Raw genomic sequence first — 13,005 nt, 5'->3', positions numbered from 1 at the left:
CGGCTCGCTCGATCCAGGCGCGCGCGCCCGATGTCGCTCGAGAGCGCGAGAGGCGCGACCTGGACAAACGGCGCACGCCGGCGCAGCAGAGCTGAGGCGCCGGCGTGCGGAGCAGAGGTCCGGCCATTCCGCGCCGGACTTTTGCTGGGCGGGGCTAGCTCGCGTCCGCGACCTTCGCCGCAGCCTCGATGATGTCGAGGATCTTGTCCTCGAGGATCATCCCGGCGAAGAGCTCGCGCTTCTGGGGCTCGCGATACTCCGCCTTGATCTTCGCCACGTTCTTGCCGGTCTGCTCGGCGAGCTCCTCGTAGCCCTTCTCGAGATCGGCCTCGGTGATCTTGACCGCCTTCGCCTTCGCGATCTCGGCCATGACCAGGCCCGCGCGCACCTTCATCTCGGCGTCGAGCCGCACGCGGGCGCGGAACTCCGGCGTCGGATCGACGCGCTGCCCCTGCCTCCGCGCCGTCGCGAGCAGCTCGCGCTCGGCGAGCTGCGCCTGCTGGTCGACGAGCGACGGCGGGACCGGGATCGGGTTCGCCTTGCAGAGCTCCACGACGAGCTGCTCCGCGACCGCGTCGCTCGCCCGCTGCGTCAGCTCCTTCTCGAGCTTCTTGCGGAGCGACTCGCGGAGCGCGGACAGGCTCTCGTCGCCGCAGTCCTTCGCGAACTCGTCGTCCACCTCCGGGAAGATGCGCTCCCGCAGATCCTTCAGCGTGATGTGGAAGGTCGCCTGCTTGCCCCGCAGATCCGCGTTGGAGTGCTGCTCGGAGAACGTGACCTGGACGTCCTTCGACTGGCCGGGCGTCATCCCGGCGAGGGCGTCCTCGATCTCCTTGAAGACCTGGCCGCTGCCGAGCTCGGTCTCGATCTCCTGCTCCTTCGTGTCGCGCAGCGCGCCGCCGACCTCGAGGGTGAACGCGAGCGTCGCGACATCCCCCTTCGCCGCGGGGCGCTCCGGATCGGGCGCCTGCAGCGTCGAGTGCTCGCGCCGGAGGGCGGTGATCTCGGCGTCGATCATCTCGTCCGTCGGCGTGGTCGAGGGGCGCTTCACCTCGAAGCCCTCCCACTTCACCTCGGCGATGTCGGGGCGGACCTCGAAGCGGGCCTTGTACGAGAACGTGTCGTCAGGGCGGAGCTCGGTGGGCGCGATCGCCGGCTGGGACAGGGGCTGCACCTGCTTGTCGGCGAGCGCCTGGTTCAGCGTGGCGTCGACGAGCCGCTGGGCGACATCGGCATGGATGCGGCCGCCGTAGAGGTGCGCGAGCACCTGGCGCGGCGCCTTGCCAGGCCGGTAGCCCCGGACCCGGGCCGTCCGCTGGAGCGCCGTATAGGCCTTGTCGACCTCGCTCCGGACCCGGTCCGCGGGGACCTCCACCTGAAACTCCATCAGCACGGGAGAAAGCTTTTCGACGTTGACTTGCATGGCGGTTTTTTCGAAGGGCGGCACTCGTGCCACGCGTCGCTGGGGGGGTCAAGACGAGCGACAGGACGCTGCTTTAAAAAAAAAGGAGCCCCGGCGGAGAGGCGGCCGCCGGGGCTCGGATCCCGGGAGGGATCGTGCAAGCTGATGTGCAGCGCTGGCGCTGGCGACGCGACGTCACGGGGCAGCAGCGCCGAGCGCGACCGCGAGGACGTGCGAGCACGTGCGAGGACGTTGAAAAGACGTCCCGCGCGCCGCGCCGCCGCGCTCAGTCGTCCGAGGCGTCGAACGGGTCCTTGTCGAAGTCGAGCTCGGCGTCGAAGGACCCCTCCTCCTCGACGATGTCCTCGAGCGAGAAGCCCACGCGGTTCGGGCGGAGAATCTCCCGCTCGAACTCTGCAAAGTTCTGATACGACCTGGGAAGCGGCATCTGTCCTCCTCACATGTGCCGAGGCGACGTCGGTGCGTCGGTCCGCTCGGCGAAGCTGGGCACCACGTCCGTGATCAAGGGGCGGTCGGCGTCGGCCCGCGACTCGAGGTCGAGGGCGGACGACGGCGCGAACCGAGCGCCGACCTGCGTTGAAGCGAAGGCGAAAGCACAAGGACCTGCGCAGGCGCGAGCGGCGCAGGGCCGCGCCCGTCGCACCAGAAGGCGCGCGCGAGGACCCGATCGACGGGCCCCGGGTCGCAGCAGGCCAGCAGCGCCCCGCCGAGGCCGAAGCACCGGCCTCGCCTCGAGGCTCGCCCGCGCGCCCATGCCTTCGCCGTTCGGCTACCTTTGCCTACATCAAGCGACATGTGGGCACTGTAGATACGCCTGCCGTTCAGGCCAACAATCCGGCAACCGAACGGTGGGATGGCGCCGAGCGGGTGACGACGCCCCGCCCGGGTCGCGCCCCCGAGGGTGCCGCAGCCCAGCGTCCAGGGCGTCCCAGGACGCCCGCGGCGGCAGCGCGCTGGGCCCGCGCGCTGGACCGACCGCGCAGGACAGACCCGCACGCTCGGTCGAACGTTTGTGTCGAGGCGCCCGCTTCTCTCGACGTGCCGATGGGGGTCGTGTAAGCAGCCTGGTCGGACGCGACACAGCACGATGCCATCGCCCAACGAGGGGGGCGCGCCCGGCAAGCCCGGCGCCGCCCCCAAGCCTTCGCCTGTCATCTTCGCCGTCGCCAACCAGAAGGGGGGCGTCGGCAAGACCACGACCTCGGTCAACCTGGCCGCGAGCTTCGCCGCGGCAGAGTGCCGTACGCTGCTCGTCGACTGCGATCCGCAGGGGAACGCGTCGAGCGGCGTCGGCGTGCGGCGCGGGAGCTTCGAGCTGTCCCTCTACGACGTCCTGATCGGGCGAGCGGCGCTGAAGGACGCGATCGTGCCGACCGAGGTGCCGCTCCTCGGCGTGGTGCCCGCGACCCAGGACCTCGTCGCGGCGGAGCTCGAGCTGGTCGACGCGGACGATCGCGCGGTGCGGCTGCGCAACGCGCTGCGCCCGCAGCTCGCGGGCTACGACTACGTCGTGCTCGATTGCCCGCCGTCGCTCGGGCTCCTCACGCTGAACGCGCTCACCGCGGCGCACCGGGTGCTCGTGCCGCTCCAGTGCGAGTACTACGCGCTCGAGGGGCTGACGCACCTGATGGCGACCATCGACCGGGTGCGGAGCGCCTTCAACCCGGAGCTCACGGTCGAGGGCGTCGTCCTCACGATGTACGACGGGCGCAACTCGCTCACCCACCAGGTGGCCGACGAGGTGAAGGCGCACTTCCGCGTCTTCGACGCGATCATCCCGCGCAACGTGAAGCTCAGCGAGGCGCCGTCGCACGGCAAGCCGGCGCTGCTCTACGACGCGCAGTCGAAGGGGGCGCAGGGCTACCTGAGCCTCGCGCGCGAGATCCTGGACGGCCCGCCCGCCGCCGCGGCAGACGCGAAGAAGCGGCCGCGCGGGGACGCCGCCGAGGCGGAGCCACCGGCCGAGCCTTCGCCCCCGCAGAACCCCGGAGAGCGCGCGAGGGACGCACGACCCAGATCATGAATGCCGATCAGAAAGGGGCGCGGCGCGCGCTCGGACGGGGGCTCGACGCCCTGCTCCCGGCGGCGCCGCCGGCGACAGCGACGGCGGCCGAAGGGCGCAGCGTGTTCGTGTGCGCGATCGAGAAGATCGTCCCGCAGAAGGGGCAGCCGCGGCAGCACTTCGACGAGACGGAGCTGGAGGAGCTCACCGGCAGCATCCGCGAGCACGGGCTCATCGAGCCGCTCATCGTGCGCCGGACGCAGGCGGGGAACGACGCCTTCGAGCTCATCGCGGGCGAGCGGCGGTGGCGCGCCGCGCAGCGCGCGGGGCTCAGGGAGGTGCTCGTCGTCGTCAAGGACGTCTCCCCCAAGGAGGCGTTCGAGCTCGCGCTCGTCGAGAACGTGCAGCGGGCCGACCTCAACCCGATCGAGATCGCCGAGGCGTTCGATCGGCTGCTGCGCGAGCACAGCTACACGCACCAGACCCTCGCCGAGCGCGTCGGCAAGGACCGCACGACGATCGTCAACTCGCTCCGGCTGCTCCGGCTGCCGCCGCGGATCCGCACCATGGTCATCTCGCGCGAGCTCAGCGAGGGCCACGCGCGCGCGCTGCTCGGCGCGCCCAGCGACAAGGTGATGGCCGACGTCGCGGAGCGGACCGTCCACGGCAAGCTCCCCGTCCGCAAGGTCGAGGCGCTGATCAAGGCGGCGAAGGAGAGGGAGCTCCGGGCCGCCGAGGGCGAGGGCGAGGAGGCGGGCGAGAAGAAGCGCGGGGGGAAGTCGCCTGCGATCAAGGACCTGGAGGCGCGGCTCGCGCGGCGGCTCGGGACCCGCGTCGAGGTGCGCGACCAGGGCGGCCACGGCGAGCTCGGCATCACCTATGGCTCGCTCGACGAGCTCGACAGGATCATCGCGCTGCTCGGCGTGTGAGCCTGCACGGCCTCCGGGCGCTACTTCAGCCTGGCGCTGAGCTCTTTGACCTTGGCGCGGGCGCGCTTGCCGATCTCGGTGTCACCCCCGTGCTTCCCGGCCTCCGTGAGCGCGGCGATCGCGCTCTGCGGCTTGCGCTCGGCCAGGAACGACAGGCCGAGGTAGTAGTGCGCGGCCGCGAACCGCGGGTCCACCTTGATCGCCGCCTGGTAGTCGGCGCGCGCCCCCGGCTCGTCGCCGAGCTCGTGGCGGCACGTCCCGCGGCGCACGTGGAACTCGGCCTCCGGCTTCAGCTTGATGGCGCGGTCGAACGCCGCCACGCAGTCGGCGTAGGCCTTCGCCGGACCGAGCATCCGCCCGATCGTCGCGATCGTCGCCACGTCGTCGCCGGTCGCCGCGAGCGCCTTCTTGAGCTCGGCCGCGGCCCGGTCGAGCACCTTCGCCTCGAACAGCATCGCGCCGTAGGCGAAGCGCGTGGCGGCCGTGTCCTCGGCCTTGAGCGCCGCCTCGTAGTGCTTGCTCGCGTTCGCGACGTCGCCCTTCAGGCCGTACGCGTAGGCCAGGTTCTGGTGGAGCGCGGCCCGGTCCGGCGCCTGCTCGATCGCCTTCGAGAGGACCGCGATCGCGTCGTCCGGCCGAGGCGGCTCGTCGAGGTAGAGCGCGGCCAGGTTCAGCGCGGCGGCCTCGAGCTTGGGATCGCTCGCGAGCGCCTTCTTGTACGACGCCTCGGCGCCGGCGCGATCGTTCGTCTTCTCGTTGGCGAGGCCGAGGTAATAGTGCGCCTCGGCGCTGCCCGGCTCGTGCTCGATCGCCTGGAGGAGGTGCTGCTTCGCCTCCTCGTACTTCTCGTTCTTGATGTACGCGATGCCCCGATCCAGCGCCGTGGACGACGCGCCCTTCGAGGCCGCCGCGTCGCTGCCTTCGGGCGGATCGGCCAGGAGCGGATCGCGCTGCGGCTCCTGCGCCCCACCACACGAAAGGGCGCACGCCGCGACGCACGCGGCGAGCGCCACCGCCGCCAGGACCCGCTGCGCGGCGGGCCTCGCCGTCGTCGTCATCGCCGTCGTCCACACCGCGCGCGTAAACCACCTCTCGTTCATCCGACACTCCCTTCGCCGTCCAGACCCTGGAGGACGGCGTGCAGCCGCTCCTCGACCTCTTGCGTCCGCTTGCCGTTCGCGATCTTCGTCCCGTCCGCGTCGCTCACGTAGAACACGTCGGCCACGCGCGTGCCCTCCGTGTTGATCTTGGCGACCGAGATCGAGAGGCCGAGCCGGTAGAGCGCGTCCGAGATCGCGAACAGGAGGCCGGGGCGGTCGCGCGTGAGGACCTCGATCACCGTGTGGTGCGAGGCGCGATCGTCGATGGATATCTGCGTCCGGACCTTCGGCGTCGGGCGCTCGCGCAGCGCGCCGCCCCGGCGCTTCTTGGCGAGCTCGGCGCCGGAGAGCTGCCCCGAGAGCACCCCCTGGATGTCGGTCACGAGCTTCGGGATGGCGCGGGCCACCCCCCCTACCCCTTCGCCGCGGTCGCGCACCCAGAACAGATCGACGGCCTGCAGGCGCACGCCCGCCGGCGGGGACGAGCCCGCCCTCGCGCGGATCACGCCGCCGTCGTCCATCCCATCGTCGTCGCACGCGCGCGAGTGGATCTGCGCCGCGTGGACCTCGAGGCGCGAGGCCGCGAGCGCGGCCGTGATCGCCGCGAGCAAGCCGGGGCGATCCGGCGCCACCACGCAGACCTCCGCGGCCTCCGGGTGGCGCGACGGGACGAGCGCGACCGAGACGCTGTTGCCGTTCGACTGCTGCTGCCGGGCGAGCTCCGAGTGCGCGGCGATCGCGGCCGGGCTGTTCGCGAGCAGGTAGCGCTCGGGCATCGACGCCAGATAACGGGCCAGGAAGTCCCGCTGCGCGCGCCGATCGGCCTCGTTCGCGGCCGGAAGGTCCTCGAGGGCGCCCACCGTGCCGCTGATCGCGCGGGCCATCCGCTGGTCGTCGATGCCGAACGGCCCCGCGTCCTCGCGCGCGCCGCGCAGGGCCCTGTCCGCGGAGAGGTACAGCTCGTCGAGCATGCGCGCCTTCCACGACGTCATCGACGTGGGGCTCGTGGTCGACAGGTCGGCGACCGTGAGCAGGTAGAGATCGCGCAGCCCCTCGCGGCCGTGGACCTCCTGGCAGAACTCCGAGATCGTCGCGGGGTCGTCGAGATCGCGCCGGGTCGCGATGAGGTACATCACGAGGTGCTTCAGCACGAGGTGGCACGCCTCGTCGATGTCCTCCTGCGGGAAGCCGAGCCGCGCCAGGATCTTCCGGGCCATCTCGGCGCCGCGCCCGCTGTGATCGGTGCCCCCGATCGCCTTGCCCACGTCGTGCAGGAGCGTGGCGAAGAACAGCATCGTCGGCCGCGTCGCCTCGGCGGCGAGGCGGCACGCGAGCCCGAACTCGCCCGCGAGCTCGCCCCGCACGAGCGACGCCAGCCGATCGACCGCGGCGACCGAGTGAACGTCGACCGTGTACACGTGGTAGACGTCGTGGTGGACGCGCCCGACGACCGGCAAGAACTCCGGGATCATCGCGAGCAGGAGGCCGAGGTCGTGCAGCTCGCGGACGACCGATCCGCTCTGCAGCTCCGTCTCCTTGCACGTGGCGACGAGGGTCCTGAACCGCTCGGCGGCCTCGGGGCTCTCGCGGAGCGCCGCGCAGAACGCCGGATCGCCGGCGGCGCGGACGATCGCGCCGCGCGCGTAGGGCAGGAGCGGCACGCCGCGCTCGACGGCCTCGGAGACGAGGCGCAGCGCGATCGCCGGATCGGTCCTCAGCAGATCCGGGTCGCTCATCGTGATGCAGCCGTCGAAGAGGCGGACCCCGCCGCCGAGGTCCTCGTCGCGGCGGCGGCGCCGCGTCAGCGTCGGCGTGGCGCGCGAGACGATCATGTCGAGGGAGCGCGAGATGGTCCGGGCGCTCCGGTAGTAATCGCTCATCATCCGCTCGATCGCCTCGGGCGACACGGCGGCTTCGTCAGGGGGCGGCGCGCCCTTCCGGCCGGCGTCGGCCGGACCGGCGCCCTTGCTGTAGCCGAGCGCGCCGGCGCACAGCTCCTGCTCGTCGAACGTCAGCCGGTCGGTCCTCCGCCCGGAGTGGGCGTGGAGCAGGTTGCGGATGCGCCAGAGCATCTCCGAGGCGCTCCGGATCTCCTCCGCCTCGCGCGCGACGAGCGCGCCGAAGCGGACGAGCGCGTCGAACTCGCCGACGCCGTAGCGCGCCTTCGCGGCCCAGCGGGCGACGTCGAGATCGCGCAGCCCGCCGGCGCCGTTCTTCACGTCCGGCTCCAGGAGGTAGACCGAGCCGCCGAAGCGCTCGTGCCGCTGCGCGATCTCCTTCCCGAGCCGCTCGATGAAGCGGGGCAGCTCCGAGTGCGCGAAGATGCCCGACGAGGCGCGCTGCCAGAGCGACTCCGAGAGCGACGCGTCGCCGACGACGTGGCGCCAGTCGAGCAGGCTCGTCGCCGTGGGCAGGTCCTCGCGCGCGCCGTCGATGAGATCGTCGATGGTGACGACCTGGTGCCCCACGGCGACCCCCATGTCCCAGAGCGGGTAGAGCAGCGCGTCCGCGATGGCGCTGGCGCGCTGGGCGTCGCGGGCGAGGATGCGCAGGTCGAGATCGCTCCGCAGGGCGGCCGCGCCGCGGCCGTAGCCTCCGACCCCGGCGATCGCGACCGAGTCCCACTCCTTGCGGCCGGGCCCGCCGGACTCGCGCAGCAGGTGGAAGAGGCGCGCCAGGAGATCGTCGAGCAGGCGCGCGTGGCGCCGCCCCAGGGCGACCCCGACGGCGGCCGGATCCGCGGCCGGCGTGGAGCCGCTCGGCGCCGTGCGATCGAGCTCGGCGCGCTCGCGCGCGTAGGCGGCGCGGAGCTCGGCGAGCCCGCTGGGCCTGGACGTGGGGGAGAGGTCGACGCTCATGCGGTGTCGTTCTGCTTTCTCAGGCGCCCGGGGCGCGGAAGGCGGTGACGTGCGCGTTCACCTTGATCGGCGTGAGGCCGGCGCCGCAGAGGCGCGGCGCCTCGCTCGCGGCAGAGAACAGGAGCCCGCCTGGACCGAGCTCGGCCGCGAGGCGGCGCGCCACCGCGTCGCCGGCGGGCTCTGCGAGGTACAGGAGCACGTTCTTGAAGAAGATGATCTGGAACCCGCCGCTCGGCACGGCGTGCACCAGATCGCAGACCTCGAAGGAAACGACGTCGCGCAGCTGCTGGCCGACGTGCAGCGCTCCGCCCTTCTCTTCACAGTAGCGCTGAACGAAGGACGGGGGGAGCTGGTCGACGGCCTCGGCGGAGTAGACGGCCTCGCGCGCCGCCTCGATCGCGGGAGCGGCGCGGTCGACCCCGAGCACGCTGAAGCGGCGGCCCGCGCTCGCGAGCACCATCGCCAGGGTATAGGCCTCCTCGCCGGTGCTGCACCCGGCGGAGAGGCCGGCGATCGGCAGGTCGGGCGGGAGCCTGGGCAGCACCGAGGTGGCGATGGCCTCCCAGATGATCGGGTCGCGGTAGAAGCGCGTCTCGCCGACGCGCAGCGCGCTGACGATCTCCTCGATGGCCTCCCTGTCGTCCCGCAGCCGCTCGGCGGCCGCGAGCGGCGAGACGCCGTGGCGCGCGGCCACGGCGCTGAGCACGGCGAGGACCCGCTCGCGCACCCAGCCTGGGGCGGCGAGGCTGCGGCCCAGGCCGAACCGGCGCTGCAGCTCGGCGAGCGCGAGGTCGACGGCCCGCTGAGCGGACCGCGCCGCAGGACTTCCTCCCGCTCTCGACGATCGGGCCATGGAAGGTCGTCGCGATCAGCCGAGGAAGCCGGCTTTCCTGGCCTGGGCTCCCTTGCCGCCGCCGTCGAGGGCGATGGCGAACACGTCCTTCAGCGCGAGCACGAACGTCTCGCCCTTGGTGCTGCGCGCCTTGAGGAGCCCGCCCGCGCTCGACACGGCCTCGATCTTGGTCACCGGGAGCGACACGCCGTCGTGCGCGGCGTAGAGCGTGAGCATGCGCCCTTCGGGGAGCTCGGCCCAGCCATCCTTGTCGGTCTTCGCCTCTGCTGTCTCGAGGGCTGCCTTGAGTAGGTCGTCGGTCATGAGCAACGTTTCCGTCCCGCGCCCTGCCGCGTCAAGCACGTGCTCGCCCTTACCGTGATGCAAGGCGATCGGCGTCCTGCGGGGCCTCCTCCGTGGTACCGTACGGCGCGGATGTCGAGAAGGCCGCCCAGCCAGGTCTCCGCCTCCCCGCACGCGGGCCCCCCGGAAGCGCAGCAGGTGGGCAACATGCCGCCGGGGTGGCAGCCGGGGGATCACCTCTTCGTCGACGACATCAAGAAATCGTTCGGGGCGACGAAGGTGCTGCACGGCATCACCATGCACCTCCGGCGGACCGAGACGGCGGTGATCATCGGCGGGTCGGGCGCTGGCAAGACGACGCTGCTCCGGCTGCTCATCGGGCTGGAGCGGCCGACCACCGGCCACATCTGGGTCGACGGCGTGGACATGGGCGCGCTCGGCGATTTCGAGATGAACCGGATGCGCCAGCGGTTCGGCATGGTGTTCCAGTACGCGGCGCTGCTCGACTCGCTCACGATCTTCGACAACGTGGCGTTCCCGCTGCGCGAGCACCGGAAGCACATGTCGAAGCGGGACATCCGCGACAAGGTCGTGGGCATGCTGAACTCGCTCGGCCTCGAGAACAAGGAGGACCGGATGCCGTCGGAGCTGTCCGGCGGGCAGCGCAAGCGGGTGGGCCTGGCGCGCGCGCTGATGCTGGAGCCCGAGATCCTCATCTACGACGAGCCGACCAGCGGTCTCGATCCGCTGACGAGCCGGCTGGTCGACGACCTGATCGAGGAGACGCGGGCGCGCTTCAAGGTGACGAGCGTGGTGATCTCGCACGACATGGCGAGCACGTTCCGCATCGCGCACCAGGCGTTCCTCGTGATCCAGGGGCGCGTCGTCGCGTCGGGGACGCCGGACGAGCTGGCGCACGGCGACAACGAGCAGGCGCGCCAGTTCATCGCGGCATCCGGGGTGGCGACGGACGAGGTGTCGCGGGTGAACCGGCCTGCGCTGGCGGACGGCACGGGCGGGCGGGTGATCGAGTTCAGGAAGGCGGCGGAGTAGCCGGGGGGGCGGGACGAGAGGTCCTGCCGGGCTGCCCGGCCCGAGCAGAGGGTGTTCGTCGCGCGGCGCGGGGACCCCGCCGAACTCGCCTGGGACAGAGCTCCTCCGGCTACGCCGGAGGAGCTCTGTCCCAGGCTCAAACATCGGCCCTCCCCGCGCCGCACGACGAACACCCTCTGCTCGGGCCTACGCTCTTCGTTCCTGGAACCGGAGCTTGAGCGGCGCTCTACAAGCGGAGCAGCGCGACGCGGCGGCCGCGGGGCGTCGTCGCCTCGGAGAACTGGGGCGCGGTTCGAGCGAGGCGCCCGCGCGGCGGCAGCGCGATCTGGGCCGCACGCGTGAGCTCGCGCAGGACGGCGCGCTGGGCGGAGCCGTAGTCGTCGCCGGCAGCGCTGCCCTCCTCGCAGGAGAAGAGGACCGCGGCGTGGCGACCCGAGGCCGTGAGCCGCTCGGCGACGGCGCGCTGGGCGGTGGTCTTGCCCGTCTGCCGGGGCGCGTGGACGACGACGCAGGCCATTTGCTCGACGAGCCTCGGGGCCTCGGGCAGGCGGCTCTCGGCCGGGATCATGTGGTGCAGATCGGGGCGGCACGGCCCGGTCGTGTTGAAGCGGCGCTTTACCCGCGCCAGCGTTCGACCAGCGGCGGCGAGGATGCCATGGCACGGCCGCCGTTCACGATCTTCGCGACTCGAGCGAGAAGGTGAAACGAATGGAGCGGTGGTTCTGGATCGGTCTCGGTGGCGCAGCGGGAACGCTCGCCCGGTACGGGCTGTCGACGTGGTGCCAGCAGCGCTTCGGCGCCGAGTTTCCGTATGGGACGCTCGCCGTCAACGTGACCGGGTCGTTCTTGCTCGGCGCCATCGGAGAGGTCGCCGCGACGACGGAGCTCCTCTCGCCGACGCTCCGCCTCAGCCTGAGCACCGGCGTGATGGGCGGCTTCACCACGTACTCGAGCTTCAACAACGAGACGATCCGGCTCATCGAGTACAAGTCGTGGGCAGCGGGGCTCGCCAACATCGCGATCACGCTGGTCGCTTGCTTGCTCGCCGGCGTCCTCGGGATGGTCGTCGCGAGGCGGCTCATCGCGGGCTGAAGGCGTCGAGACGGGCCGTGGAGGGCGCGGGCGGCAGGCGGCGCCGCCCTTGGTCGTGGGGGATGAGGCTCAGCCGTCGGCGCCGAGGATCGGCGCCGTCTCTCCCTGCGCCGATGATACGGCGCCCGGCGCTCCGCTGGCGGCAGGCGGGAGAGTCTCTCCGGCGGACGAGGGTTTCTCTCCGCCGGACGGGGGCTTCTCTCCGGCGGACGGGGGCTTCTTGCCGGAGCTGCCGGAGCGGGCCTCGAACATCCATGCGGCCTTGTTCAGCTCGGGGACCAGGATCGTTCCATCGACCCGGCGCGCCGCGCGGAAGGCACGGAGGATCTTCTCGATCACGACCGCGACCCGCCCGTCCTGCAGATCGAGCGCGCGCTGCGTCACCCGCCGCCCCGCGGCGATCTGGACGCTGGCGACGCCGCGCACCCGCTGCGCCGTGGCCCGGAGCGCGGCCGCGCACTCGGCGCCGACGCCGTAGTCCTCGAGGAGCTTCGCGTCCTGCGCGGGATCGGCCCGCCGGGTCTCGTCGATGAAGCTCGCGAGCGCCTCGAGGCCCTTGGCGAGGCTCTCGGGGGAGTCTGCCCGCCCCACGACGGCGTCGACCCGCGCCATGCGGCGAGCTCCGAGCGCGTTGCGCAGGCCGTCGTAGCAGAGATCGCGCTCACCGATGCCGTCGCGCATCGCGCTCCGCCCCTGCACCTCGAGCGCGGCCCTCGCGCCGGCCGCCTCGGTCGCCGCCGCGTCGTGCGACCGCTTCATCGCCTGGAGCCGGCCCGCCTCGGCGACGAGCAGCGGCAAGAGCGCCGCGGGCATGCGCACCTTGCCGCGTTGCGCCTCGGACAGCGAGCCCAGGATCCGCCGCGCCGAGGCGACGAAGTGCGGGACGTCATCGATGAGGCTCTGCGAATCGATGCGCGTCCCCTCGGTGACGAGGTCCTCCTCGGGGATGCCCGCGTAGGTGCGCGCGGCGAACGCGCCATCTGCAGGGCCAAGCTCCCTCGCGAGCGCGTCGAGGGTGATGGTGGTCGGTGAGACGATCGGTACCTCGGCCGGCGATGCCGCCGGCGCGGGCTTCTTGGTCTTGGAAGTGGGCATGAAAGGAGAAGCTATGAGAAGGCGTCAATGAAAGGAAAGGGAGCACTCCAGCGAGCACAATCACGTCGCGACAGCCCGATCCGATGAGGCGCAGGGGCGCATCCTGCTCGGGACACGGCACACAGCCGCCAGCGGGGACGCGCATGGAAGGATGCGGCGCGCGCGAAGCGCAGGATGAGCAGCGCCACGACAGCCGGGGATCGCGCGCGAGGCCGGCGGGCGAAGGCGCGGGACGGCGGTCGCACCAGCGCACCACGCGCCGGGACGCGCGCACCACGTGCCGGAACGCGCGCACCACGCGCCGGGACGCGCGCACCA

Annotated in this window: 12 protein-coding genes; 4 read left to right on the top strand and 8 right to left on the bottom strand. The window is 72.1% G+C overall.

Annotation, left to right across the window (positions count from 1 at the left end; genetic code table 11):
• Positions 1 to 154: 154 nt before the first annotated feature.
• A complete protein-coding gene (tig, locus tag WMF29_RS17290; RefSeq protein ID WP_437329884.1) occupies positions 155 to 1,423 on the bottom strand; it encodes a trigger factor in 1,269 nt (422 codons plus the stop codon).
• A 265-nt stretch (positions 1,424 to 1,688) separates the two neighbouring features.
• Entirely contained in the window at positions 1,689 to 1,850 is a 162-nt protein-coding gene (locus tag WMF29_RS17285; protein ID WP_437329883.1) for a transcriptional regulator, read from the bottom strand.
• Between the two features lie 660 nt (positions 1,851 to 2,510).
• On the opposite strand from WMF29_RS17285, the gene WMF29_RS17280 reads away from it, so the two are divergent.
• Together WMF29_RS17280 and WMF29_RS17275 are read left to right on the top strand one after the other, a co-directional pair.
• Positions 2,511 to 3,446, top strand: coding sequence for a ParA family protein (locus WMF29_RS17280; protein WP_437329882.1), 936 nt, complete (start codon positions 2,511 to 2,513; stop codon positions 3,444 to 3,446).
• A complete protein-coding gene (locus WMF29_RS17275) occupies positions 3,443 to 4,354 on the top strand; it encodes a ParB/RepB/Spo0J family partition protein (protein ID WP_437329881.1) in 912 nt (303 codons plus the stop codon). Before WMF29_RS17280 ends, WMF29_RS17275 begins: the two co-directional genes overlap by 4 nt.
• A 20-nt stretch (positions 4,355 to 4,374) precedes the next feature.
• Here the strand turns inward: WMF29_RS17275 and WMF29_RS17270 are convergent, their stop codons facing one another.
• From WMF29_RS17270 to WMF29_RS17255, 4 genes are read right to left on the bottom strand one after another with little or no spacing between them, the layout of a single operon-like run.
• Complete coding sequence (locus WMF29_RS17270; protein ID WP_437329880.1) at positions 4,375 to 5,454, bottom strand: tetratricopeptide repeat protein; 1,080 nt, start codon at positions 5,452 to 5,454, stop codon at positions 4,375 to 4,377.
• Entirely contained in the window at positions 5,451 to 8,312 is a 2,862-nt protein-coding gene (gene glnD, locus WMF29_RS17265) for a [protein-PII] uridylyltransferase (RefSeq protein WP_437329879.1), read from the bottom strand. Before glnD ends, WMF29_RS17270 begins: the two co-directional genes overlap by 4 nt.
• Positions 8,313 to 8,331: 19 nt before the next feature.
• Positions 8,332 to 9,165, bottom strand: coding sequence for a CheR family methyltransferase (locus WMF29_RS17260; RefSeq protein WP_437329878.1), 834 nt, complete (start codon positions 9,163 to 9,165; stop codon positions 8,332 to 8,334).
• Positions 9,166 to 9,180: 15 nt separating this feature from the next.
• On the bottom strand, positions 9,181 to 9,468 hold the full coding sequence (locus WMF29_RS17255; protein ID WP_272098357.1) for a hypothetical protein: 288 nt from the start codon (positions 9,466 to 9,468) through the stop codon (positions 9,181 to 9,183).
• A gap of 111 nt (positions 9,469 to 9,579) precedes the next feature.
• On the opposite strand from WMF29_RS17255, the gene WMF29_RS17250 reads away from it, so the two are divergent.
• Positions 9,580 to 10,500: an ABC transporter ATP-binding protein gene (locus WMF29_RS17250; protein WP_437329877.1), complete on the top strand. Its 921-nt coding sequence runs from the start codon at positions 9,580 to 9,582 to the stop codon at positions 10,498 to 10,500.
• A 226-nt stretch (positions 10,501 to 10,726) separates the two neighbouring features.
• Here WMF29_RS17250 and WMF29_RS17245 read toward each other — a convergent pair whose 3' ends face one another.
• Positions 10,727 to 11,068 (bottom strand): hypothetical protein, encoded by a 342-nt coding sequence (locus WMF29_RS17245; RefSeq protein WP_437329876.1) that lies wholly within the window; start codon positions 11,066 to 11,068, stop codon positions 10,727 to 10,729.
• Between the two features lie 140 nt (positions 11,069 to 11,208).
• Here WMF29_RS17245 and crcB point away from each other — a divergent pair, with 140 nt between their 5' ends.
• Positions 11,209 to 11,592 (top strand): fluoride efflux transporter CrcB, encoded by a 384-nt coding sequence (gene crcB / locus WMF29_RS17240; RefSeq protein ID WP_437329875.1) that lies wholly within the window; start codon positions 11,209 to 11,211, stop codon positions 11,590 to 11,592.
• 69 nt (positions 11,593 to 11,661) lie between these two features.
• Here crcB and WMF29_RS17235 read toward each other — a convergent pair whose 3' ends face one another.
• Positions 11,662 to 12,687: a hypothetical protein gene (locus tag WMF29_RS17235; protein WP_437329874.1), complete on the bottom strand. Its 1,026-nt coding sequence runs from the start codon at positions 12,685 to 12,687 to the stop codon at positions 11,662 to 11,664.
• Between the last annotated feature and the right edge of the window lie 318 nt (positions 12,688 to 13,005).

This window comes from Sorangium sp. So ce381 (genome assembly GCF_051473845.1).
GTDB lineage: Bacteria > Myxococcota_A > Polyangia > Polyangiales > Polyangiaceae > Sorangium > Sorangium atrum.
This window is presented reverse-complemented; position numbering and strand designations above follow the sequence as displayed.